The following is a 24,006-nucleotide window of genomic DNA, read 5'->3' on the forward strand; positions in this document are numbered from 1 at the left end:
ATACAGTTGTCAAACTTTATTCTTAGAAGTCAACAATCGGGCCAGATTGTTGAGGAACGTTTTCAATAAAATTGGATATTTATGTTGAAATATAGAGTAGAGATTGTGAAGATTTCACTCAAACTAACGGGCAGTTTAGTTGAAGAGAGAGGAGAAAATTCTCCCACTTTAAGTCATTTTTGACACAAAAAGCGAAGTAATTATTTATTATTCAAGTTTACTGTCTATTTCTTTTAACTTAATATCGCTTTTTAAAGAAATATATTTGGCAGAGACTATTTCAGTCTCTGTCATTTTTGTGGTCTGAAACCAGCTAAGTCTGGAGTCTGATATAAAAATCAAGCTCTAGCACAATTATGAAAGATTTAGAAAAAAAGTAATATGGAACCAAGATAAAACATATACCTTACAGGGGTATCACGAAATCTAGCGTGATACTCCGCAAAGTGTGCGGTTTTTACCAATTCAAATTCAGTACAATGTGAGGGTAGATAACAAGTAGCGCATTTTGGAGGTAGAATAAATGGTTTTTGTTCAGAATGTATCAAAAGTTTATTCATTGGAATCGGGGGATTAAGTTGCGTTAAAGAATAACAACATTCACATCCGGAAAGGCTAATTCGTTGCGATTATGGGTCCGAGCGGGAGCGGGATAGAGCACCTTGCTGCAACTACTAGGAGGGCTTGATTTGCCGAAGTCTGGTAAGATTTTGATTGATGGCGAATGGTATTGTATATAAAATTACGAGGAGGAAAAAAATGAAGAAGTTATTCTTACGTTTAGCTGTTTATGTATTCATTTTTATTGTGTTTATGGGGGGGATCTGGTTCTATGGCTTTAATCGCCATCAAAAAGATTTTTACTCAAATGTCCGCCATGAGCCAGTTCCTTCGTTACAAGGGGTGAAGGTCCCTGAGTATGACCCCATTAAACCTACTGTGGCAGTTGTAATGTCCGATTCATCAATACCAACTGAAGATTTTGATTTTCTCATTCCATACACACTGTTTTCTATGACGGATGCCTACAATGTATACGCCGTTGCACCGGACAAAAGCGTGAAATCTTTATCAGGCGGACTGGATGTAATACCACATTACTCTTATAAAGAACTGGATAACCTATTAAATAAAAGTCCAGATATTATTGTGGTCCCTTATATGCCCGGTGTAGATGAACAGAAATATCAACCAACTCGCGAATGGATTCAACAACATTCCAGCAGTAAAACCACCACTTTTCTCAGCATTTGTGGTGGGTCAAAGAATCTTGCCGATGCAGGTTTATTAAAAGGGAAATCAGCCACCTCATTCTGGCAATTCCTACCCATATTAATGAAGCAATATCCTGATACACATTGGAAAGAGGATGTGAGGTATGTTCACGAAGGAAATACCTTAACTTCAGCCGGTCAAAGCGCAGGTATCGATGCAGTACTTCACCTAATATCTCAGAAACTAGGAGAACCCGTGGCTGCAAAAATATCTAAGGAAATTAGTTATCCTTCTTACCAATTCGTTCAAAATCCAAAGGTGGATCACCCTTTTTACGTGGATATAAAACTTGCAACATATTTGCTAAATCTTGGATTCCATTGGAATAAGAAACAAATGGGGGTACTTCTGTATAAAGATATGGATGAAATAGCTTTATCTTCTATATTTGATTCTTATGGAGACACCGGAACGACACAAGTCTTGACCGTTTCTAGTTCGGATGCACCAATTACTACGAAACATCATCTTAGTATACTGGCTAGGCATCAAATATCTAATGCTCCAAAATTAGACAAAATGATCATACCAGGTGGCGATGCAAAATCACTAGCGGCAGCAGATGTAAGACTTTGGGGTGAAAAGGGTAATGATAAAGAGACCCTCTTTATTCATAGTGATTCACCAAACAGATATGTAATCGAAGCGCCATTGGAAGACTTAGCTAAACAAGAAGACCTTTTAACTGCCAAGCACGCTGTAAAACGATTTGAATATCGTGCAAATGGTATCCATCTTGAAGGCAAACCCCTTCCACTTGGAACATACAGCAATATGATGTTAACTGGTTTACTGGCTCTTTTGGTAGCTTTCTATATAGACAGACGATTCATTATGAAGAAGAGAACTTCTAAAGTAATTAATACCTCAATGGAATTTCATAAGCGCTAGATATTTATCCAGCTGCTGTCGATCATTCCCATTTGTACCGAACGTATGGTGAAAACTAATCGGCACATGCAAATCATGGCAAACCATATTTCATTTAGATCGAAATCCTGCAGCACACACTCCTAAAATGAATTTGAGAACGGATCACCTAGGGAAAAGTTTTAATTTCATTCTTCAACTATCGGGCGTGATTATGAAACAAAAAGTAAAAGGGATGATACATATTAGTCATGTATAATATGTATGCCCCTTATTTTTTTATGACTTTTTACGATTTAGGTCTTGATAATTTTTATAACAACTTTATTATTTGTGTACAGCCTGCCCAATCAAATCGAGCTCTTACAGCTGTTAATGCGGGATAAAAAAATCCTTCCCTATGATAGGAAGGATTTTTTTACTATTTGTTTGCTCGTTTTTTTTGTGTTGGTCGTTGTCTCAGAAATTGTGACAGCATATACAAAATATAGAGTGGAATAGCAATGAATAAAAACACTGAAATATTACCGAAGCTCGTTTTATACATCGTATAAATGATTCCAACTAAAAAGAGTGTCACGATAATACTATATTTTGGAATCGGTACATCTTTCATACTTGGAATGCGAATGCGACTAACCATAAGAAAAGCGAATGTCACGAATACTGTAATAAGTACGATTTTTGGAATCGTATGTGAAAATAAAGTAAGGAAGGCAACAAGACCACCTGCAGCTGTAATTGGTACACCAGTAAAGTATTTCATGGATGTTGATGATGGTGTGACATTGAAGCGAGCTAGTCTGTATGCTCCAAATAGAGGGAAAAGTCCAGCTATGTATAATCCGATAATACCGTAATTAGAGAAGGATGTGTAATACATCAATACAGCGGGTGCAGCACCAAATGTAACTACGTCTGCTAATGAATCAAGTTCTTTTCCGAGTTGCGAATCGACGCGAAGTAGGCGTGCAATTCTTCCATCAAGGCTGTCTAGCATCATTCCGATTAAAACTAAAATTGCCGCTGATTTGTAGTATCCTAATGAAGCGTAGCCGATGGATAGAAATCCACTATATAAATTTCCGAGCGTAAATAAGTTTGGAATGGCTGCTCTGTACAAAATCTGATCCCTTGCTTTCTTTTATAGATTCTTGATTAGTTTATGAAAGTTTATCCTTTTTATCATAACATAAATTTCCTGTGCTAGTATGAAAAAATTCCTCGTTTTAAGAAAGATTTCATTGGATTTTCATTTGTTGTAAAACCGGAAGTATGAATTAAGGAAATCAATTATGTTATTGGAATGAATAATACAACCTGTTTTTTGAGAAATCTTTCATTAACGGACATATTACGTTAAAAATAAACCCCGAATCGTCACAATTCGAGGTTAGTTCGTTGTTCTGTATCAATAGGAAGTCATCAATATTTAGAGAAAATAAAGAAACTAGGTGAAGGATGGAAACCCTCTATCTGATTAAAATTTCACCTTATTCAAATTTCGTTATCATCGTACCAGTCTTATATTTATTATGCGGATCAAATCGTAACAAATCACCGTAAATGAGTTTATCAGAGTAATTCAATTCTGTTTTTGCCTTTTCGATATATGGTTGACAAATGTTAATATCGGTTGGCTCACCAGTTTTTTTGCTATAGCATACATTTTTTGTATACATATAATCATTTGTTACGAAACTACCGTCACGCATAACCACAAGCGGTTCATCGTTTGTTTCAAATAAATCTGTGCCAAATTCAATAGAATTGTTTGTTTTTATACCAAGTAAATGAAGAAGCGTCGGTTTCACATCAATTTGTCCAGAAACTTTTGAAATGATTTTTCCCTTTTGACCAGGAATGTGAATGATGAGCGGTACTCTTTGCAGCTGCATTGTATCAAAAGGAGTGAGCGTTTCTTTTCCTAAAAATTGTGCTATAGCAGCATTATGATTTTCAGAAATGCCATAATGATCTCCGTAGATAATAATAATAGAATTGTCGTATAATCCTTCTTCTTTTAATCTTGTAACAAAATGTTTCAGTGCTTCATCTGTATAACGTACAGTTGGAAAATAACGATTTACAACGCCGCTTTCCGAATTGTATTCATTAATGAATCGATCTTCCGGTTCTAGTAAAAAAGGAAAGTGATTTGTTAATGTAATGAATTTTGTATAGAAAGGCTGTGGTAAAGATTTTAATTTTGAGATAGATTGCTCAAAAAATTCTTTATCTTTCAATCCCCAACCAACAGACATCTGTTCTGCATTTGTATAGTCTTGTAAGTTAAAATAACGATCATATCCGAGTGCAGGATACATCAAATCACGATTCCAAAATGTTTTATCATTTGAATGAAATACAGCAGAGTAATATCCATATTTTTTGAGTTGCTCTGGTGTAGCTGTATATTCATTATTAGCATGTGTAAAGAAAACAGAGCCACGATCAAGTGGGTATAAAGAGTTTTCAATAATAAACTCAGCGTCCGATGTTTTCCCTTGTCCAGTTTGATGATAAAAGTTATCGAAATAATAGCTATCTTTAATGAAGTCATTTAAAAATGGTGTAATTTCTTTTCCGTTTATTTTTTGGTTGATGACAAAACTTTGTGTGGATTCCATTGAAATTAAAATAACATTCTTATCTTTTGCCACACCGAATAATTCTTTGTTTTTTTGTCTATCTTTTGTTTTTACGTAGTTATCAATTTCAGAAAATCTATCTCCGCTTGCAAAGACACGTTGAGCAGAAGATTTCGATTGCAGTGCAATATCATAAACATGATAAGTATACAAACCAAGATTTTTCACAACTGTTTGGCGATCAAATGAATGTGAAAAAAGTTGCGGCTTATAAATAACTGAAATAGCCATTTGTAAAGCTAATGCTGCTGTTACACCGCTAAAAAACGTTCGTTTCTCTTGCTGAGATAGAGGAGTAGTATCACAAAAATTAGGGAATTTACGAGATAAAATGGCTAAAATAATTACATCAGCAAATAAAAGAAGCGTTTTATACGTAAAGAGTTCTTTAATACTTGTCCCTAAATCAGCCATATTATTTGTTTGAAATAATACAGGAAATGTTACAAAATCATCATAAAATCCATAAAACATAGCATTGCCAAATAAAATAAAGGATAGCACGATACTAATACTGATAATGATGCGGTTTCGATGTTTTGTTGCTAATAAAGCGAAACCGAAAAATAATAGTAATGAAGCTAATGGATTAAAGAACAACATAATTTGTTCGAAAGCGTTATCAATTTTCATATCAAAAGCTAACTTGTATACAATATATGTTTTGATCCATAACAAGACGACAGCTATGAGAGCAAATCGTACTTTTGGAAACAAACGTTGTACCATAACGGGCTCCTCCTACTACCTACAAGTAACCGCCTTTTTTACGTATATGACCGGCTACAAATCTATATGTTTTTTTACTATGTGTACTATTATATAAAAACATAGCAAAATTGTGGATGATTTTCTAACAATTGGATAGAAAAAGAAGAGAAGGATAAAATAAAGGCATTGATTGAGAGATGGAGGAGTACTATGAAGAAAATATGTTGTTTTATATTAAGTTGTTTCATTTTACTTGGAAATCCAGCTTCTTTCTCTGCTGAGCATGAGCCGTTATTATTAGAAGATGCGCTTTATTCCGTGCTGTTTCCGAGAATAAATGAAGCAATTCAAAAGCATTATGGAAAACAAAAGCCGTATGACTGTCCGAAAATTGTTAGTATAAAAAAAATGTATAGCGGTACATATTTGTTTCAGGCATCTATCGAAATAATTAAATATGAGCCAGGAACAGCGGGGAAAAAGCTTCCTCCGTTTGAAAAAGTAACGATTACATTTGAAAATGATAGTGGTGAATGGACTGTGAAAAATATAGATGTAAAGCGCTTACCAGATAATACGAAACTCAATTGCCCTAAACCAATATAAAAAAAGTGTTTGACAAATAAATTAGTCATTTGATATTGTTAATAGCAACAAAAAGATGCTTGAAAATTAAATAGAATTACCTCATCTACACTCGAAGGTAGAGGCTGCGATAATCAAAAGTAAACTATGGGAAATAAAGTGGTATTCGTGATCATAGATTGAAAGGGGTTATCGCCGAAATATATGAATGACCACTTCATTCATATATTGGGACTGCATTGAATAAATGTAGTACTGTCATAAGTATTTTGCTTATGGAGAGCTATTAGGAGATGTTTGATGCGGTTTCTTATTTGAGAAAATAACACTACGTTTATTTTTTCGTCATATATTTTTCTAATAAGAAACGCGTGTGAACATTGTTCCGCGCGTTTTTTGTTTATCTAAATTAGGAATAATAGTAACAAATAAGAAATGTAATAGAGGGTTTTGCAAAACAAGGGAGGAATTCACATGTATTTACACGGCACAAGCCGCATTAATGAACAAGGACACTTAGAGATTGGAGGATGCGATGCTACTGAACTTACAAGAACATATGGGACACCACTTTATGTTTACGACGAAGCAGCAATTCGTGAGAAATGTCGTGCATTTCATCGCGCTTTTAGGAAAAGTGGGTTCTCTTATCAAGTAGCATATGCAAGCAAAGCGTTCTTGTGCATGGAAATGTGCAGGTTAGCTGCCGAAGAAAATATGTCGCTAGATGTTGTTTCCAGCGGAGAACTATATACGGCATTGCAAGCGGGATTTCCAGCAGAGCGCATCCATTTTCATGGTAATAATAAAACAGAAGAAGAAATAAGAATGGCATTAGAAGCTAACATCGGCTGTTTTGTTGTAGATAACTTTTTTGAATTAGAAGTATTGCATGATTTAGCGAAAGAATACGGGCAAATTGTGAATATCTTACTGCGTGTGACGCCGGGAGTAGAAGCGCATACACATGAATATATTACAACAGGGCAAGATGATTCTAAGTTTGGTTTTGGTATTTCAACAGGGCATGCATCACAAGCGATAAAAAATGCATTAGAAAAATCAAACTATCGTGTATTAGGAATTCATTCTCATATCGGATCGCAAATTTTTGAGACGGCAGGATTTATTCGTGCGATTGAAGTGCTTCGCAATTTCTTGGAAACAGTGAGAAAAGAAATGAACTATGTAGCTCCAGTATTAAATGTAGGGGGCGGTTTTGGAATTCGCTATACGGAAGGGGATACACCGCTTGCCCTTGGTGAATATGTGACAGCTGTGACGGATGCGGTACGCGAGCAGTTTACAGTATGCGAATATCCACTTCCAGAAATTTGGGTGGAACCAGGCCGTAGTATTGTTGGAGATGCAGGAACAACATTGTATACAGTAGGGGCAATTAAAGATATTCCAGGCATCCGTAAATATGTATCAGTTGATGGAGGTATGACAGATAATCTTCGCCCGGCACTTTATGGAGCTCGTTATGAAGCATTGCTGGCAAACCGAGCGAATGAATCTGCTGAAGAGGTTGTTTCAATTGCGGGCAAATGTTGTGAAAGTGGAGATATGCTCATTTGGGATGTAGAGCTTCCAAAAGTTGTTTCTGGTGATCTCTTAGCTATTTCTTGTACAGGGGCATATGGTTATTCGATGGCGAATAATTACAATCGTATTCGTCGCCCGTCAGTTGTATTTGCAAAAAACGGAAAATCACAAGTTGTTGTCGAAAGAGAATCGTATGAAAATCTTATTGAAAACGATCGCATACGTGTAAAGGAACTTATATGACTACGTTCTTACTTAGCTGAAGGGGGAGTTGTTTAGATAAACAGCTCCTTTTTTTATAATAAATAAATTTTATCGGAAAACTAGGATTGAAAAAAATCAGAATTATGATAAAATACAAATATAATTCTTATCAAGAGTGGCGGAGGGAACTGGCCCGAAGAAGCCCGGCAACCTACTTTATAGGAGTAAGGTGCTACTTCCAGCAAAATGGAGTCCATTTTGAAAGATAAGGTAGATACGTTACCGGAACAGTCTTTTCGAAATGGGAAAGATTTTTTTTATGAAAAAAGGGGGGCTGTTCGTGGGAGTACGCGGACAATTTGAAGAAGTAGCCAGTAAGATTCAAACAATGCTTGCTGATATGAAATATGGTTCTATTACAATTGTTGTGCAAGATGGTAAAGTGATTCAACTTGAAAAAAGTGAAAAGGTACGTTTAAAATAAGCGCGCTGACTAGAAAAACTAGAGGCGGCCTTAATCTATTTCTATAGGTTAAGGTCGCCTTTTTGTATGGGCGTCGTGAAGGGAGAAAACGATGTTAACGTATGAAACTTGGCAAGATAATTTTGTTTCATTTCAGGAAGAAGACGAAACGAAAGGTGCCTTGGCAGCGGTACGCTGGGCATATGAACATTATGAGCAAGATATTGTTTATGCATGCAGCTTTGGGGTAGAAGGAATGGTTTTATTGCATGTAATTAACCAAGTAAATCCATCTGCAAAGGTTGTATTTTTAGATACAAATGTTCATTTTCAAGAAACATATGACTTGATCAAAAAAGTCAGGGAGCGATTTCCTAATTTGAATATTATTGAAAAGCAACCGGAACTTACACTTGAGGAACAAGCAAAAGAGTATGGTGATAAATTATGGGAACATAATCCAAACCTTTGTTGCCAATTAAGGAAAATTAAGCCGTTAGAAGAGGCACTAACAGGTAGGAAAGCATGGATATCAGGTTTAAGAAGAGAACAGTCTGAAACGCGAAAACATACGCAGTTTGTCAATCGAGATCATCGTTTTCAATCTGTAAAAATATGTCCGCTTATTCATTGGACTTGGAAAGAAGTGTGGCGCTACGTATATAAGCATAATTTGCCATACAATCCGCTCCATGATATTGGCTATCCGAGCATTGGATGTGAAAAATGTACCGTGCAGGTGCAGGAGGGTGGAGATTCGAGAGATGGGCGCTGGTCCGGAAAGATGAAAACAGAATGTGGTCTTCATTATTAATAAAATTTCTGTTAGTGGGGGTTTTTCTATACCGCCCGCTGATGGAAAGCCCTCACTAAGCAAGGTCTTAAGGTGGGAAAGCTACTGTCTGCTAAAACTTAATAAAGAAGGAGAAAAGAAAATGAATGACATAAAAACTTTAATAAATCGAATTGATACAACATATGAAACAGCACATATCGTAAAAGAAATTGAGTTAGATGGAATTGCATTAAGTGATTTAGAGCTTATTGCGATTGGTGGATATAGCCCGCTTACTGGCTTTTTAGGAAAGAATGATTATGTATCAGTAGTAGAAACAATGCGATTAACAGATGGAGATGTATGGAGCATTCCAATTACATTGCCTATAACAGAAGAAAAAGCGAAGGAGTTAGAAGTAGGGGAAGAAGTTCGGCTTGTAAAAGAAGGTGTAACGTACGGTGTCATTCAAGTTCAAGAGATTTATACGCCTGATAAAGAGAAGGAGGCGTTACTTGTTTATAAAACGGTAGAGGAAGCGCATCCAGGTGTTAAGAAAATATATGATCGTCCTAATGTATACGTGGGAGGACCAATTACGCTTGTGAAACGGATTAAAAAAGAAAAATTTGCTGCTTATCATTTAGATCCAAGTGAAACGCGAGCAGAGTTTGCAAGGCGTGGTTGGAAAACGATTGTTGGCTTTCAAACAAGAAATCCAGTTCATCGCGCGCATGAATATATTCAAAAAACAGCTCTTGAAATTGTTGACGGTTTGTTTTTAAATCCGCTTGTTGGAGAAACGAAGTCAGATGATATTCCAGCTGATGTTCGAATGGAAAGTTACGAAGTACTTCTAGAAAACTATTATCCAAATGATCGTGTCTTTTTAGCAGTATTTCCAGCAGCGATGCGATATGCTGGGCCGCGTGAAGCGATTTTTCATGCACTTGTAAGAAAAAACTTTGGTTGTACGCATTTCATTGTAGGTCGTGATCACGCTGGTGTGGGGGATTATTACGGCACATATGAAGCGCAGGAAATTTTCGCTAACTTTACAATAGAAGAATTAGGAATTACACCTCTCTTTTTTGAACATAGTTTTTATTGTATGAAATGTGAGGGGATGGCATCAACGAAAACATGTCCGCATGGAAAAGAAGACCATGTCATTTTATCGGGTACAAAGGTAAGAGAGCTCTTACGAAATGGGGAACTACCGCCAAATACATTTAGCCGTAAGGAAGTCGTAGAAGTTTTAATTCGCGGTTTGCAAAAAGAAGTTGTGACAAAGTAAGGAGAGGAAAAGATGGGAACAAATATTACTTGGCATACGGCATCTGTTTCAAAGGAAGAACGCCGAAAGCAAAATAAAAATCATAGCTTTGTTCTTTGGTTTACAGGATTGTCGGCTTCTGGTAAATCAACAGTGGCAAACGCAGTAGCCCGCAAGTTATTTGATAAGAATATTGGTAATTATGTGTTAGATGGAGATAATATCCGTCACGGTTTAAATAAAGATTTAGGATTTTCGGAAGGGGATCGTACAGAAAATATTCGTCGCATCGGTGAGGTGGCGAAATTATTTGTTGATAATGGAACAATTGTATTAACAGCATTTATTTCACCGTTTCGCGAAGATCGCCAGCAAGTACGTGACATATTAGAACAAGGTGAATTTGTTGAAGTGTTCGTAAAGTGCCCGATTGAAGAATGTGAAAAACGTGATCCGAAAGGACTTTATAAAAAAGCAAGAAGCGGGGAGATTAAGCAGTTTACAGGAATCGATTCTCCTTATGAAGAGCCAATTCAAGCTGAAGTTATTGTAGAAACGCATCGTCATTCTATTGAACAATGTGCAGATCAAATTATTGCTTATTTGCAAGAAAGAGGCTTTATCTTGCATTAACGGGCAGTAAAACCCCACTGTTGGAAGTTTCACTGTATATAGGAGGAGATACATGATGAGTTATGAAAAAATATGGGCAAACAATGAAAAGCTAAATACAACAGAAAAAAAGAAATTAGAAAAAGACGGTTTAGAAATTTTTAGAGATATTCCATATTATGCTGAACATGGATTTGCGTCTATTCCGAAAGAAGAATGGGATTCTTTTAAGTGGGCAGGTTTATATTTGCAGCGCCCAAAAGAGGCGGGGTATTTCATGATGCGTGTAAATATACCATCTGGAATTATAACAAATGAACAAGTGGAGGCTCTCGCTTCTATTGCAGAAGATTACGGCCGTGATGTACTTGATATTACAACGCGTCAAGCGATTCAGTTTCACTGGCTGCAAATTGAGCAAATTCCAGATATTTTGCAGCGGTTAGAAAAAGTAGGTTTATCGACAGCTGGTGCATGCGGTGATATTACACGTAATATTACAGGGAATCCCCTCGCTGGAATTGATGAAAATGAATTGTTTGATACACAAGTAATTGTGCGGGATGTATACGAATATTTTCAGCATAATGAAGAATTTTCAAATCTACCACGTAAATTTAAAATGTCGATTAGTTCAAATGTGTACAATTCAGCAAATGCTGAGATTAACTGTGTGGCATTTACACCTGCAACGAAAGAAATTAACGGAGAAACAGTCATTGGTTTTCATCTAAAGGTAGGTGGCGGTTTATCAGCGCGTCCATATTTAGCGGAAGAATTAGATGTATTTATTTTGCCGGAGCAAGTAAAAGATGTAGCGATTGCTGTCGCAACTATTTTCCGTGATTTTGGATATCGTGAAAAGCGTCATCTTGCTCGTCTAAAATTTCTTGTTGCAGATTGGGGGCCGGAAAAATTTAAAGAACAGTTATTACAATACACAGGATCTTTATATGAAAGAGGGGAAAGTGCCCTAAAGGGTTGGAATGCTGGTTATTTTTACGGTGTTCATAAGCAAAAGCAAGATGATTTATACTATGTTGGTTTTAATGTACCGGTTGGTCGTCTGCATGCAGAAGAAATGTATGAGATTGCTAGAATTGCAAAACAGTATGGAAACGGTGAAATTCGTACATGTAATTCGCAAAATTTTATTATTCCGAATGTGCCGCAAGAAAATATAGATGAACTATTGCAAGAACCATTATTGGAAGCAATCTCTGCAAAGCCAAAGTCATTTATCGGCTATGCAGTTTCTTGCACAGGTATTGAATATTGTAACTTGGCATTAGTGGAGACAAAAGAAAGACTACGCAATATTGCGGATTATTTAGATACACAGCTTGTATTAGATGTGCCAGTTCGTATTCATATGGTCGGTTGTCCAAATTCTTGCGGACAAAGACAAATTGGTGATATTGGTTTGCAAGGTGTCAAAATGAAAACGAAAGAAAAAGGAATTGTTGAAGCTTTTGAAATTTATGTAGGCGGGACGTTACTAGATGGCGGTGCTTATAATGAAAAGCTAAAAGGAAAAATTGATGGTGAAGACTTGCCGCATGTTCTCGTTGCATTTTTAACATACTTTAAAGAAAGTAAACTTCCTAGTGAAACATTTTATGAGTTTGTTGGCCGTATTGGAATAACGGATTTACAAGCAGCATTAGATACGATTTTAGAAGAAGTGATTGCATCGTAGGGGGGAAGCAATATGGACTTATATCGTTTTGAAGCTGTTTTAGCAAATGGTGCTGTTCCTGTAGTCGTTGTTGCACAAAGTGAAGAGCAGGCATTTCGTCTTGTTGAAATAGAACTTGAAAAATATTTTTTGCCTTTACCCGAAGTGAAAGAGATTTCTTTATATGAGAAAAAGAAAATTCGAAAGGGTGCAGCTTTTGTTTTGCATGAACAAGAAACGATTTAATAGGCCTGCTAACAGGCAGTAAGATGAAGATTTGCAGACTTCCATCAGTAGAAAAAATCTACTAATGGAAGTTTCACTTTATTATTTGGTTGATGTTAAGCGTGTCATGAAGAAAAACTGCTTACAAGAGCCTGATTGCCCAATTCATGCAAGAGGAGAGAAAAATCCATTGATAGGAGTTTCATATTATAGAAGAAATGGGGGAGAAAGTATGGGAAAAGTGTACATTGTTGGTGCAGGACCTGGTGATCCAGATTTAATTTCTGTTAAAGGAGTAAAATGTATTCAACAAGCAGATGTCATTTTATATGATCGTCTTGTGAATAAAGAGTTACTTTCTTATGCAAAGCAAGAAGCGGATTTAATTTACTGCGGGAAACTTCCGAACTACCACACAATGAAGCAAGAAACCATTCATGCTTTTCTAGTGAAATATGCAAAGAAAGGGAAGGTTGTAACACGTCTAAAAGGCGGGGATCCCTTTGTGTTTGGAAGAGGCGGGGAAGAAGCGGAAGCATTGGTGAAACATGGTATTCCATTTGAGGTTGTTCCAGGTATTACAGCTGGTATTGCAGCTTCTGCTTATGCGGGAATTCCTGTTACACACCGAGATGCTAGTACAAGTTTTGCGGTTGTAACAGGGCACCGGAAAGAAGGTGCAGAGGAAGAAGTGAAGTGGGAAAACTTAGCGAAAGGTGTGGATACGCTTGCTGTTTATATGGGGGTAAGTAATCTTCCTTACATATGTGAACAGCTTTTAAAACATGGAAAAAGTGAACATACACCAGTAGCAATGATAGAGTGGGGGACAACAGCATCTCAGCGTACAATTACAGGAACATTAGGAACAATTGTATCAGTGGCAGAAAATGAGCAAATTCAAAATCCAAGTATGATTGTAATTGGTGAAGTTGTACGCTTCCGTGAGAAAATTCATTGGTTTGAACAAACATTTGAACAGTCGTATCCACTCAGTGGAGCACTTTAATATGAAAGCAATATTATACATTTGTCATGGCAGTCGTTTACAGGAAGCATCTAAAGAAGCGACTGCTTTTGTTACATCGTGTATGGAACGTGTATCAGCCCCTATTCAACAAATATGTTTTTTAGAATTAGCACCACCTTCTATCGCTGAGGGGATTACAACTTGTGTGCAAAAAGGGGCAACAGAAATTGTGATTGTCCCTGTCTTTTTATTAGCGGCAGTTCATGTGAAAAAGGATATTCCTGAGGAGTTAGAACAGTTACAAAAGCAGTACCCTCACGTGTCATTTTCATATGGAAATCCATTTGGTGTTTCTCGTGAACTTGTTACTGCAGTTCTAAATGGTAGCGGAATGAAAACGATTGGCAAACGAGTTACCCTGTTGCTTGTGGCGAGAGGGAGTAGTGATGCGGAGACGTTAAGAGATGTAAGAGATATTGCGTTATTGTTTGAAGCTGCAGATGAAGTAGCAAGGGTCGAAGTATGTTATTTAGCAGCAGCCAAGCCGCAATTTGAGGAGAAGCTACATGAACTTGTTCAAACAACGAATGCCCCAATTGTTATCCTTCCGTATCTTTTATTTACAGGATTGTTAATGAAGAGAATTGAAAAAGCAGTTTGGAAAAATAATCATTCCCATATTGTATTATGTCCGTATTTAAGTAAGAATCAAGCTTTTCGAGATATGCTAATTGAACGTACCGAAGAAATGCTAAGGGAGGATGTACATGTACCCATTAACAGTGCGAATAAAGAATAAACGTGTTGTTTTCATTGGCGGTGGACGAGTCGCGGCATTTAAGATTGCACCTTTATTGCAAGAAGAAGCTAATATTATTGTAATTAGTAGAAAACTTGACAAAAGTTTAGTTCAGCTTGTAGAAGAAGAAAAAATTCGCTGGTTTCAAAAAGAATATGAAGCAAGTGATCTTGCGGGTGCATTTTTAGTTGTTGCTGCAACGAGTGACGCACTGTTAAATGAGAGAATTGCAAATGACGCAGCGCCGAATCAACTTGTAAATGTAATTACAAATCCTGAGAGTGGTAATGTTCATTTTCCGGCAGCTATTCATCGGGGGAAATTAAATATTGCTGTATCTACCGGTGGGGCAAGTCCAAAGCTTGCGAAAAAAATTCGTGATGAAATTGCAGGGAAATATGATGATAGTTATGAGGAATATGTGAATTTCTTATATGATGTCCGTATGAAAGTGAAGCGGCTACAAGTAGATAAGAAGGCGCAGAACGCTGTGTTACAGGAAGTACTTAAGTCTGTTTATGTACAAAATGCACAGCAACGAGAAAAATTTTTCTATTTGTTAGATGAAAAGCTAGTATTTTGATAGTTTGTAATATTTCCCTCTTTTGAATAAAATAAAGAATGCATTACTGAAAAGGGGGAGAAGAGATATGAAAATCAGAAATTCAGTAAAAGCATTAATTGTACGGGATGATCATTTTTTGGCAATTAAAAAGCGTGACCAATATGGGGAATATTATACACTGATCGGCGGTGGCCAAGAACCGGGTGAAACATTTACGGAAACGGTAAAACGAGAGTGTATAGAGGAGATCGGTGCGGAAGTTAAACCAAATGAATTATTGTTTATTAGAGAATATATTGGTAAAAACCATGAATATGCCGCGTTTGATTTTGATGTTCATCAAATTGAATATATGTTCTCATGTACACTTCTTAGTGAACCGAATGTAGAACGAGCAACAGAGTTAGATACGGGTCAAATTGGAATAGAGTGGTTACCGTTACGTAACATTACACAGTATCGCCTCTATCCGCAAATACTACGTGTGCGATTGCAACAACATTTTATTCATCATGAAAAGACGGAAGTATATTTAGGAGATGTAAATTAATTTGCTCTTTACAAACACAAAAATCTCCTCTATAATCACAGTTATCTTCAATACATGAAATCAATGAGCGAGAAGAGTACGTATATTTGAAGCGTTCAGAGAGCTGGGAAAAGGTGTGAGCCCGGTACGATAAAATATACAGAATGGGCTTGCGAGAGGTATGTTGAACTAATAGTAGGCAACCCGGGTTCCGCCGTTAGAAGGATAGGGTATCGGAAGCATTCCTGTACCTGAAAAGTGGGATAATTATATCCAACTGAGGTGGTACCACGGTATTATATTACATATATCGTCCTCTACATGCATTATAGCGTGTAGGGGACTTTTTTATTTTCTAAAGGAGGTGGGCGAGTATGAACTGAAAGTATATGAATGAAAAAAACGGAAATATTCAGATCAGGAGAAGTGAAAATGAAAGAAACACAGCAATGGACGTCGAAAATTGGTTTTGTACTCGCAGCAGCCGGTGCAGCAGTTGGGCTTGGGGCAATTTGGAAGTTTCCGTATGTTGCCGGAAATAGCGGAGGAGGAGCCTTTTTCCTTGTCTTTTTATTCATGACAGTATTTATCGGTTTGCCGCTTTTAGTGGCGGAATTTGTGATCGGACGCAGTACGCAAAAAGAAGCAGTGACAGCGTATAAAGTATTAGTACCAAATCATAAATTATATCCATGGATTGGCCGCATGGGAGTTGTAACATGTTTTTGTGTTTTAGCATTTTATAGTGTTGTTGGAGGCTGGATTTTACTTTATTTGTTTTATAGTGTAACAGGTGGATTATGGGGGAATGCTGTTGATTATGCAAAGTTGTTTGGAGAAACAATCTCAAATCCAGTAAGTGCGATTGGAGCACAATTTATTTTTATGCTTTGCACAATTTTTATAGTAAGTAAAGGTGTAGAAAAAGGCATTGAAAAAGCAAGTAAGTATATGATGCCGCTTTTATTTGTTCTGTTTCTTGCCATTATTGTTCGTTCTCTTACATTGGACGGGGCATGGGAAGGGGTTAAGTTTTTCTTAAAACCAGATTTCTCGAAATTAACAGCAAAAACAATTTTATATGCGATGGGGCAATCATTCTTTTCATTAACAGTTGGAGCCTCTGTTATGGTCACATACAGTTCCTATTTGAAAAAAGAAGAACATTTAGCAAAATCAGCTATATCGATTACTAGCTTAACAGTTTTTATTACTGTACTTGCAGGACTAGCGATTTTTCCAGCGATTTTTGCGTTAGGTGTTAGTCCAACAGAAGGACCAGGATTACTATTTATCGTTCTTCCAGCTGTATTTGGAAAAATTCCTTTTGGGCATTTTTTCTTTATTTTATTCTTAATTTTGTTTTTCTTTGCAACGATTACATCAGCAATTTCTATGCTCGAAATTGTTGTTGCCTCCGTAGCGAAAGAGGATGGAAAGAAGCGTCCATCAGCATCGCTCTTAATTGGATTACTTATTTTCGTAGTTGGAATTCCGGCAGCATTATCATTTGGAGTCATGAGCGATGTAAAATTATTTGGAAAGACAGTTTTTGATTTATTGGATTTTTCGGTGAGTAACGTATTACTTCCACTTGGTGTGCTAGCGATTTCGCTCTTTGTACCAAATAAAATGAAGAAAGAGCTGCTAGTGCAAGAATTAGAAGTCAAAAAAACAAGCGGGAAACTATTATTTCATGTATGGTTTTTTTTGCTTCGCTACGTTATTCCGATTACGGTTCTTCTCGTCTTTTTAAACGTTATTGGTGTACTTTAGTTCATAATAAAAAGCGGGGAATATTCTCCGCTTTTTATTATGATGTAGAAGTTTGTAATAGACGAGTATATGTTTTATACCCAACGGCAACTGCAATGAAGGAGCCGATTAAAAACAAAACGGATCCGCCCAGTGTAAACAAACGACCTATATATGTCTCTTTAGCTTCTTGCAATTCTGCAACTGCTTGTGATTCTTGATTCATGTGTAGACCTCCTCAAAAAAGCTTTTTATGTTATTGTATGTGTAATGCCTAGAAGGTGTTAAAAATCGTAAAATAATATGCAAAAAGTACATATAAAAGATGGGCTTCGTTTGTTTTACATAAACAAAAACCTCGACAATTGTCGAGGTTTTTTATTTTATATAATCCGCTGGATCTACAGCATTTGATTTTTCAAGATTCCACTCGCCGATGTGCAGTTCGAAATGCAAATGTTGTCCGTGTGAATCACCTGTGTTCCCCATAAAACCAAGCTGTTGGCCTTGTGTTACTTTTTGTCCAACTGAAACAGAGCGGCTGCTCATATGAGCATAAACAGTTGTATATGTTTGACCATTTATACGGTGCGATAAGTATACAACATTTCCGTAGCTGCTAGAGAAATCGGAGCGAATAACAACTCCATCGGCTGCAGCGAAAATTGGTACGGTTCCAGAAGCTGCAATATCAAGGCCCTTATGACGATCACGTGTTGGATCATTAAATCCAGAAGTAAAGGTACCAGCTGCTGGTTTAATAAAACCGCTAGTATTTTTCGCTTGAGATGTAGTTGAGCTTTGCGTTGAAGGAGCAGATTGCTGAGATTGTTTTTGTTCTTGAGCTTTTTTTGCTTCTGCTGCACGTTTTTCCTCTTCAACTGCCTTTTGAACAGCTTGACGTTGATTTTCTAAAGTAGTCTTTGTTTCTTCTAAACTTTCCATCTCAGAATCTATTTTTGATGCTTTTTCGTGTAAATCAGTAATTAATGATTGCTGTTGTTGCTGATTTGTTTGTAGTTCTAGCTGTTGTTTCTGTAATGTTTGTTCAGATTCCTTAAGTTGAGTTTCCTTTTTCTCGATCGCTTCTTTTTCTTTTTCAACAGCTTCTTGATCGTGTGTTTGCTGTTTTACGATATCTGTATCATTATTTAAAATTACACTTACAGAATACATATTTTCTATTAGTTCAGCGATATTGTTCGTGTTAATTAATACTTCCGTAATTAAATTTGTACGCGGTTTTTCTTGCATAGATTGTAATCTTTGCTTAATTAATTCTTGGCGTGTATCGATTTTTTTTTGCAGTTCTTCAATATTCTTTTTTTTCTCTGCAATTATGTTTTGTGTTTTTTCGATTTCAGCTTTTGTTGCTTTTAAATCTGCTTCATTTTTATTAATAGAAGTAGTTAATTCATCGATTTTTTTTTGTAAATCTTGTATCTCTTTTTCGATTTGTTGTTTTTCGGCTGATTTCGTATGTAATTCTTGTTGATTCCCCTCTAATTGCGATTGGATATTAGATAATTTATCTTGACTCGTCTCCGCATACACTGGTGAAAGCAATGGAGAAACGAAAATAGTGCCGGCTGTCAGTAAACTAAACGCTGTTATTTTTTTGTTCATCTGTCTATCTCCTTTCCCTATTCTATATAATCACAAAAAGGAGAAAAATGTCTATTATTGTAATGATAATGTAAAAAAATATTTAAGTAATTGTTATTAAATGTCGAAAATTATAAAGAAATCACGTGTGAATTGTTCGTTTATGCTATAACAATTCATGTATATAGGCTCTAACATATATTGAGAAATAAGAGAAGGAGGAATCGTTTTCATGTTAGGTTTTCTGACATGTGATTTGTTTTTGTCAAGAAAAATATTTGCGCAGAGGAAAATTTATTTAGTTGTCAGATTTCTATTTTTGTCTTATCATTTTAATAGGGGCAAAAGTATTGAATAGTCTTATAATATTTAATACTGTGATTTTTATATTTTATAGAAAAATAGAATATAAAAGATTTAAGAACATCTTTAAGAAGGGGGTTGCAGCAAGTATGAAAAGAATTGGACTTGCGTGGCAAATTTTAATTGGTCTTGTAGTTGGTATTGCTGTAGGGGCAATTTTTTATCACAATCCGATGGTTAGCACTATTTTAAAACCGATTGGTGATATTTTTATTCGTTTAATTAAAATGATTGTTGTGCCGATTGTAGTAGCAAGTATTGTTGTTGGTGTTGCCGGCGTTGGCGATGTGAAAAAGCTTGGACGTTTAGGTGGAAAAACAATTATTTATTTTGAAATTATTACAACAATTGCAATTGTTGTTGGTTTATTAGTAGCAAACGTATTCCAGCCAGGAAAAGGCGTGAATATGTCAGATTTACAAAAAACAGATATTTCTAAGTATGCAGCTACAACAGAACAAGTACAGCATCATTCATTTGCTGATACGTTCGTAAATATTGTTCCAACGAATATTATGGATTCATTGGCAAAAGGCGATATGCTTGCAATTATTTTCTTCTCTGTATTATTTGGTTTAGGGGTAGCTGCCATTGGAGAAAGAGGGAAACCAGTTCTGAATTTCTTCCAAGGTGTAGCAGATGCAATGTTTTGGGTAACAAATCAAGTAATGAAATTTGCGCCGTTTGGTGTATTTGCGTTAATTGGCGTAACGGTTTCTACGTTTGGTGTAGCGTCATTAATTCCGTTAGGTAAGTTAGTTATAGTTGTTTATGGAGCAATGATTTTCTTCGTGGTTGTTGTATTAGGTCTTACGGCAAAGTTATTTGGAATTAATATTTTCCAATTCTTTAAGATTTTAAAAGACGAGCTTATTTTAGCTTATTCTACAGCAAGCTCAGAGACGGTTCTACCAAAGATTATGGAAAAGATGGAGCGTTTCGGCTGCCCGAAAGCAATTACGTCTTTCGTTATTCCAACAGGTTATTCATTTAACTTAGATGGTTCAACATTATATCAAGCAATTGCCGCTCTTTTCTTAGCACAAATGTATGGTATTCACTTATCAATTACACAGCAAATTACATTGCTTCTTGTATTAATGGTTACTTCAAAAGGTATTGCAGGTGTACCGGGTGTATCGTTCGTTGTATTATTAGCAACGCTTCATACAGTAGGTATTCCATCTGAAGGTTTAGCGTTTATCGCTGGTATTGACCGTATCCTAGATATGGCACGTACAGCTGTAAACGTAGTTGGTAACTCATTAGCTGCAGTTGTTATGTCTAAATGGGAAGGGCAATATGACCAAGAAAAAGGACAAGCTTATTTGAAAGAGATTTCAGAGAAGCAAGCAGCTTAAATTCTAAAAAAACCCTCACGTATAACGTGAGGGTTTTTTCTATATGAAAGGAGTGACTGTAAATGAAACGGAAATATGGAGATGGATCACCTTGGAAACGGGTGATTTATTTTTAATTTCGTATAAATATCAAAAAAATACCAACTATTTTGATAGAAATAATATTTGACATTTTCTTTTGCAGCGAGTAAAGTAATAAAGGATTGACTTACACAAAATATAATATGAAACCTTCTTATCAAGAGAGGCGGAGGGACTGGCCCTACGATGCCTCGGCAGCGGACTCATGTAGAGTGCTGTGCCAAATCCAGCAAGCGATATGCTTGATAGATGAGAAGAGTGTTTCTTATATGATATATAAGACCTCTTCTCTTCAGAAGGGGTCTTTTTTGCTCTTGTGAAGGAAAGGTTTAGAAATAGGAGAGGATATTACTTTGGAACAAACAAAAGGAAATGGAAGGGCATTATTGCCGCTTGGTATATTTTTAGCACTATTTATTGGTTCTGGTGTGATTACAGGAGATTTTTATAAGTTACCAATCGTAGTAGCTATTTTAATTGCAGTTTCTGTTGCGTTAGTAATGAACAGAAAAGAGAACTTTACGACAAAGGTTGAACGTTTTGCTAAAGGGGCTGGCAATCCAGATATCATGATTATGGTATTAATCTTTGTATTAGCAGGTGCATTTTCTGAAACGGCAAAAGGCATGGGCGCTGTTGAAGCAACAGTAAACTTAGCACTTACTATTTTTCCGCAAAGCTTGTTAGTTGCTGGACTGTTTATTATTGGTGCGTTTATTTCATTAGCGATGGGAACGTCAATGGGGACAATTGCAGCATTGGGGCCAATTGCAGTAGGAATTAGTGGGCACACGGATATTTCTATGGCACTAGCTATGGCGACAGTTGTTGGCGGAGCGATGTTTGGTGACAATTTATCCTTTATTTCAGATACGACAATTGCGGCGGTGCGTACACAAGGAACGGAAATGAAAGATAAATTTAAAACAAACTTCTTGATTGTATTACCAGCTGCCATTATTACGAGTATACTTTTAATCGTTCTTACGTTAGGAACTCATACAAATATGACAGCACATGCGTTTAACTGGGTGAAAATTTTACCGTATGCAGGGGTGCTGATTACAGCGTTGCTCGGATGCAACGTATTAGTTGTATTAACTGGAGGAACAGTGTTGGCTGGTATCATTGGCATGTTAGATGGAAGCTACACATTAGCAAGTTTCTTTAAAAGTATTACAGTGGGAATTAATGGTATGATGGAGATGGTATTATTAGCGATTTTAATCGGTGGAATGGTTGAAATTATTCAATATAACGGTGGTATTCAGTATTTAATGAATATACTAACGCGTAATATTCGTTCGAAAAAAGGTGCAGAATTTGGAATTGCTGGTCTTGTAAGTATGACAAATATGTGCACAGCAAATAATACGATTTCTATTATTTTCACAGGTCCACTGGCAAAGAATGTTGCAGATCAATACAATATTGATCCGAAAAAATCTGCGAGCTTGTTAGATTTATTTTCTTGTAGCGTGCAAGGGTTAATCCCGTACGGTGCGCAAATGTTAACAGCGGCAGGATTTGCTTCACTTTCACCAGTTGAGTTATTACCGTATTCATTTTATCCAATGTTAGTTGCGGTTTGCGGTATTATTTCAATTGTAATTAATTTTCCGCGTCTTTCACCTGTAGTTGAAAAAAAGGAATATCATAAAACAGCATAATGAAAAAGAGGATGTCTTGTAAAAGACATCTTTTTTTATTTATCCCGCTATTCGAGGGCAGAAGCTTCACTACATTTCATTACAGTAAGAGTCTGAAAGGAAATAGGACTTAAGTCTGATAAGAAAACAGTTCTTAAGCTCGTTATAGAAAAATGAAGAAATAGTTAAGATAAGAGTATCAAAACGAAGGGAGGCAAGCACAAGATGAAACAATTTTTAGCGTTTATCGCAGCCGGTATTTTGGCTTTGATTGCTCTTGGTAGTCTTGCTGGTATTGTAGGATTAGCAATTGGAGCAGGGATTGTGTACTGGAGCTATAAATCATTTGTGCGAGCACAATCATTTTTTGGAAAGTTAGCTTGGGGTATTGTCGGTTTAATCGGCTTGTCAATCGCCCTTTCTCATTCCCCGGCATTAATCGGTATTGTAGCACTAGTAGTTCTATACTACGGATACCGTGAGTGGAAAAAAGAAAAAGATGTAGTAGTAAATTCTACTTCAGAAGGTTCTAAACCATATAGCAACTTTGAAGATGAGTGGAACAAATTAATGAAAAATAACTAATATTAAACAACTAAAATAATAAAGTAGAAGAGAGGAAGATTTAAAATGAAACAATCATTATTCGGACGTGTACGTGATGCAATTTTAGCAGATTTTCATAATGTTTTAGATGAGAAAGAAAGAAAAAATCCAATCGCTATGTTAAACCAATATTTACGTGATAGCGAGCGTGAAGTAACAAAAATTGAAAAGTTAATTGAGCGACATAAAACATTAAAAGCTAACTTTGCTCGTGAACTTGAGCAGGCTCGTTATTTCGTAAATAAGAGATCAAAGCAGGCAATAATTGCAAAAGAAGCAGGGGAAATGCAGTTGCATGAACGTGCATTAGAAGAAGTAGCATATTATGAAGGGCAAGTAGCTCGCTTAGAAGAAATGTATGCAGGTGTAGTGGAACAAATTGACGAGTTAGAACGTCGTCTTTCTGAAATGAAAAACAAGCTAAGAGAAATGAATGCAAAACGTATGGAATTAATGGCACGCGAAAATATGGCACATGCTAATCGTCGTATGAATACGGCTCTTCATAAAATGGATGAGAATAATCCATTCTTACGATTTGAAGAAATTGAAGAGCATATTCGTGATTTAGAGCTTCGCATGAATGAAGATCATGAACGTGATACATTTGATATGAAAATTGCAAAGCTTGAGCGTGAAATAAAAGAAAAAAATGAAGTATCTTTAGCAAAAGAATCAGTAAAATAATTGTAGTACATTATAAAACAAGCTTATGATATAGTGATAGAAGAAAAGGTGTTGGAATGCAATACCTTTTTCTTCTGTTTATCCCGCTATTCGCCGGTGGTAAAAGCCCTACCTCAAGATTCAAAGAGAGACGAAGAAGATATATGGGAGATAACTGCTGGTA

Annotated in this window: 22 protein-coding genes, 1 pseudogene, 3 riboswitches and 1 other annotated feature; of the genes and pseudogenes, 19 read left to right on the top strand and 4 right to left on the bottom strand. The window is 36.3% G+C overall.

Annotated elements, in window-relative coordinates:
- Positions 1–523: 523 nt before the first annotated feature.
- Positions 524–719, top strand: a pseudogene (locus AB1284_RS05340) (ATP-binding cassette domain-containing protein); the annotation flags it as partial.
- Between the two features lie 40 nt (positions 720–759).
- Positions 760–2,166, top strand: coding sequence for a DJ-1/PfpI family protein (locus AB1284_RS05345; protein WP_429751087.1), 1,407 nt, complete (start codon positions 760–762; stop codon positions 2,164–2,166).
- Positions 2,167–2,566: 400 nt separating this feature from the next.
- Here the strand turns inward: AB1284_RS05345 and pssA are convergent, their stop codons facing one another.
- Both pssA and AB1284_RS05355 read right to left on the bottom strand, forming a co-directional pair.
- Entirely contained in the window at positions 2,567–3,268 is a 702-nt protein-coding gene (pssA, locus tag AB1284_RS05350; protein WP_429751086.1) for a CDP-diacylglycerol--serine O-phosphatidyltransferase, read from the bottom strand.
- A 370-nt stretch (positions 3,269–3,638) separates the two neighbouring features.
- On the bottom strand, positions 3,639–5,525 hold the full coding sequence (locus AB1284_RS05355; RefSeq protein WP_429751085.1) for an LTA synthase family protein: 1,887 nt from the start codon (positions 5,523–5,525) through the stop codon (positions 3,639–3,641).
- Positions 5,526–5,717: 192 nt separating this feature from the next.
- Here AB1284_RS05355 and AB1284_RS05360 point away from each other — a divergent pair, with 192 nt between their 5' ends.
- From AB1284_RS05360 to AB1284_RS05420, 13 genes are all read left to right on the top strand, one after another.
- The gene (locus AB1284_RS05360) at positions 5,718–6,113 is read left to right on the top strand and encodes a DUF3888 domain-containing protein (protein WP_429751084.1); all 396 of its coding nucleotides are present in this window, start codon (positions 5,718–5,720) and stop codon (positions 6,111–6,113) included.
- 90 nt (positions 6,114–6,203) lie between these two features.
- Positions 6,204–6,386, top strand: a riboswitch (Lysine riboswitch).
- A gap of 180 nt (positions 6,387–6,566) precedes the next feature.
- Positions 6,567–7,883 (top strand): diaminopimelate decarboxylase, encoded by a 1,317-nt coding sequence (gene lysA, locus AB1284_RS05365; protein WP_429751082.1) that lies wholly within the window; start codon positions 6,567–6,569, stop codon positions 7,881–7,883.
- A 124-nt stretch (positions 7,884–8,007) separates the two neighbouring features.
- Positions 8,008–8,116, top strand: a riboswitch (SAM riboswitch).
- 68 nt (positions 8,117–8,184) lie between these two features.
- Positions 8,185–8,328, top strand: a complete 144-nt coding sequence (locus tag AB1284_RS05370) for a YezD family protein (RefSeq protein WP_429751080.1) — start codon at positions 8,185–8,187, stop codon at positions 8,326–8,328.
- A gap of 91 nt (positions 8,329–8,419) precedes the next feature.
- Positions 8,420–9,121, top strand: coding sequence for a phosphoadenylyl-sulfate reductase (locus AB1284_RS05375; RefSeq protein ID WP_429751078.1), 702 nt, complete (start codon positions 8,420–8,422; stop codon positions 9,119–9,121).
- A gap of 121 nt (positions 9,122–9,242) precedes the next feature.
- Positions 9,243–10,379, top strand: a complete 1,137-nt coding sequence (sat, locus tag AB1284_RS05380; protein ID WP_429751076.1) for a sulfate adenylyltransferase — start codon at positions 9,243–9,245, stop codon at positions 10,377–10,379.
- A gap of 12 nt (positions 10,380–10,391) precedes the next feature.
- The gene (gene cysC / locus AB1284_RS05385) at positions 10,392–10,991 is read left to right on the top strand and encodes an adenylyl-sulfate kinase (RefSeq protein WP_429751074.1); all 600 of its coding nucleotides are present in this window, start codon (positions 10,392–10,394) and stop codon (positions 10,989–10,991) included.
- A 55-nt stretch (positions 10,992–11,046) separates the two neighbouring features.
- Positions 11,047–12,669 carry a nitrite/sulfite reductase gene (locus AB1284_RS05390; protein ID WP_429754346.1) on the top strand — a complete coding sequence of 541 codons (1,623 nt, stop codon included), beginning with the start codon at positions 11,047–11,049 and terminating at the stop codon, positions 12,667–12,669.
- Positions 12,670–12,681: 12 nt separating this feature from the next.
- Positions 12,682–12,894: a DUF3906 family protein gene (locus AB1284_RS05395; protein WP_429751073.1), complete on the top strand. Its 213-nt coding sequence runs from the start codon at positions 12,682–12,684 to the stop codon at positions 12,892–12,894.
- Between the two features lie 211 nt (positions 12,895–13,105).
- Complete coding sequence (gene cobA, locus AB1284_RS05400) at positions 13,106–13,882, top strand: uroporphyrinogen-III C-methyltransferase (RefSeq protein WP_429751071.1); 777 nt, start codon at positions 13,106–13,108, stop codon at positions 13,880–13,882.
- A gap of 1 nt (position 13,883) precedes the next feature.
- Positions 13,884–14,642 (top strand): sirohydrochlorin chelatase, encoded by a 759-nt coding sequence (locus AB1284_RS05405; protein WP_429751069.1) that lies wholly within the window; start codon positions 13,884–13,886, stop codon positions 14,640–14,642.
- On the top strand, positions 14,611–15,225 hold the full coding sequence (locus AB1284_RS05410; RefSeq protein ID WP_429751067.1) for an NAD(P)-binding protein: 615 nt from the start codon (positions 14,611–14,613) through the stop codon (positions 15,223–15,225). The genes AB1284_RS05405 and AB1284_RS05410 overlap by 32 nt, the downstream gene beginning before the upstream one ends.
- Positions 15,226–15,292: 67 nt before the next feature.
- Complete coding sequence (locus AB1284_RS05415) at positions 15,293–15,757, top strand: NUDIX domain-containing protein (protein ID WP_429751065.1); 465 nt, start codon at positions 15,293–15,295, stop codon at positions 15,755–15,757.
- Positions 15,758–15,811: 54 nt separating this feature from the next.
- Positions 15,812–16,057 (top strand) — a binding site (T-box leader).
- A 111-nt stretch (positions 16,058–16,168) separates the two neighbouring features.
- Entirely contained in the window at positions 16,169–17,512 is a 1,344-nt protein-coding gene (locus AB1284_RS05420; protein WP_429751064.1) for a sodium-dependent transporter, read from the top strand.
- Positions 17,513–17,549: 37 nt separating this feature from the next.
- Here AB1284_RS05420 and AB1284_RS05425 read toward each other — a convergent pair whose 3' ends face one another.
- Positions 17,550–17,717 carry a hypothetical protein gene (locus AB1284_RS05425; RefSeq protein ID WP_429751062.1) on the bottom strand — a complete coding sequence of 56 codons (168 nt, stop codon included), beginning with the start codon at positions 17,715–17,717 and terminating at the stop codon, positions 17,550–17,552.
- 152 nt (positions 17,718–17,869) lie between these two features.
- Positions 17,870–19,117: a murein hydrolase activator EnvC family protein gene (locus AB1284_RS05430; RefSeq protein ID WP_429751061.1), complete on the bottom strand. Its 1,248-nt coding sequence runs from the start codon at positions 19,115–19,117 to the stop codon at positions 17,870–17,872.
- Positions 19,118–19,548: 431 nt separating this feature from the next.
- Here AB1284_RS05430 and gltP point away from each other — a divergent pair, with 431 nt between their 5' ends.
- From gltP to AB1284_RS05450, 4 genes are all read left to right on the top strand, one after another.
- A complete protein-coding gene (gene gltP / locus AB1284_RS05435) occupies positions 19,549–20,820 on the top strand; it encodes a glutamate/aspartate:proton symporter GltP (RefSeq protein WP_429751059.1) in 1,272 nt (423 codons plus the stop codon).
- A 232-nt stretch (positions 20,821–21,052) separates the two neighbouring features.
- Positions 21,053–21,157: riboswitch (SAM riboswitch) on the top strand.
- Between the two features lie 97 nt (positions 21,158–21,254).
- Positions 21,255–22,571, top strand: coding sequence for a Na+/H+ antiporter NhaC family protein (locus AB1284_RS05440; RefSeq protein ID WP_429751057.1), 1,317 nt, complete (start codon positions 21,255–21,257; stop codon positions 22,569–22,571).
- Positions 22,572–22,775: 204 nt separating this feature from the next.
- The gene (locus tag AB1284_RS05445) at positions 22,776–23,135 is read left to right on the top strand and encodes a flagellar basal body rod protein (protein ID WP_429751055.1); all 360 of its coding nucleotides are present in this window, start codon (positions 22,776–22,778) and stop codon (positions 23,133–23,135) included.
- 45 nt (positions 23,136–23,180) lie between these two features.
- The gene (locus AB1284_RS05450; RefSeq protein ID WP_429751054.1) at positions 23,181–23,843 is read left to right on the top strand and encodes a PspA/IM30 family protein; all 663 of its coding nucleotides are present in this window, start codon (positions 23,181–23,183) and stop codon (positions 23,841–23,843) included.
- Positions 23,844–24,006 lie beyond the last annotated feature (163 nt).

Origin of the sequence: Bacillus sp. S2(2024) (assembly GCF_050474045.1) — a bacterium.
Classification (GTDB): domain Bacteria; phylum Bacillota; class Bacilli; order Bacillales; family Bacillaceae_G; genus Bacillus_A; species Bacillus_A yunxiaonensis.

Coding starts and splice junctions, on each gene's coding strand:
- AB1284_RS05345 (WP_429751087.1), top strand. CDS start 760: ATGAAGAAGTTATTCTTACGTTTAGCTGTTTATGTATTCATTTTTATT.
- AB1284_RS05355 (WP_429751085.1), bottom strand. CDS start 5,525: ATGGTACAACGTTTGTTTCCAAAAGTACGATTTGCTCTCATAGCTGTC.
- AB1284_RS05360 (WP_429751084.1), top strand. CDS start 5,718: ATGAAGAAAATATGTTGTTTTATATTAAGTTGTTTCATTTTACTTGGA.
- lysA (WP_429751082.1), top strand. CDS start 6,567: ATGTATTTACACGGCACAAGCCGCATTAATGAACAAGGACACTTAGAG.
- AB1284_RS05375 (WP_429751078.1), top strand. CDS start 8,420: ATGTTAACGTATGAAACTTGGCAAGATAATTTTGTTTCATTTCAGGAA.
- sat (WP_429751076.1), top strand. CDS start 9,243: ATGAATGACATAAAAACTTTAATAAATCGAATTGATACAACATATGAA.
- cysC (WP_429751074.1), top strand. CDS start 10,392: ATGGGAACAAATATTACTTGGCATACGGCATCTGTTTCAAAGGAAGAA.
- AB1284_RS05390 (WP_429754346.1), top strand. CDS start 11,047: ATGAGTTATGAAAAAATATGGGCAAACAATGAAAAGCTAAATACAACA.
- AB1284_RS05395 (WP_429751073.1), top strand. CDS start 12,682: ATGGACTTATATCGTTTTGAAGCTGTTTTAGCAAATGGTGCTGTTCCT.
- cobA (WP_429751071.1), top strand. CDS start 13,106: ATGGGAAAAGTGTACATTGTTGGTGCAGGACCTGGTGATCCAGATTTA.
- AB1284_RS05405 (WP_429751069.1), top strand. CDS start 13,884: ATGAAAGCAATATTATACATTTGTCATGGCAGTCGTTTACAGGAAGCA.
- AB1284_RS05410 (WP_429751067.1), top strand. CDS start 14,611: ATGTACCCATTAACAGTGCGAATAAAGAATAAACGTGTTGTTTTCATT.
- AB1284_RS05415 (WP_429751065.1), top strand. CDS start 15,293: ATGAAAATCAGAAATTCAGTAAAAGCATTAATTGTACGGGATGATCAT.
- AB1284_RS05420 (WP_429751064.1), top strand. CDS start 16,169: ATGAAAGAAACACAGCAATGGACGTCGAAAATTGGTTTTGTACTCGCA.
- AB1284_RS05425 (WP_429751062.1), bottom strand. CDS start 17,717: ATGAATCAAGAATCACAAGCAGTTGCAGAATTGCAAGAAGCTAAAGAG.
- AB1284_RS05430 (WP_429751061.1), bottom strand. CDS start 19,117: ATGAACAAAAAAATAACAGCGTTTAGTTTACTGACAGCCGGCACTATT.
- gltP (WP_429751059.1), top strand. CDS start 19,549: ATGAAAAGAATTGGACTTGCGTGGCAAATTTTAATTGGTCTTGTAGTT.
- AB1284_RS05445 (WP_429751055.1), top strand. CDS start 22,776: ATGAAACAATTTTTAGCGTTTATCGCAGCCGGTATTTTGGCTTTGATT.
- AB1284_RS05450 (WP_429751054.1), top strand. CDS start 23,181: ATGAAACAATCATTATTCGGACGTGTACGTGATGCAATTTTAGCAGAT.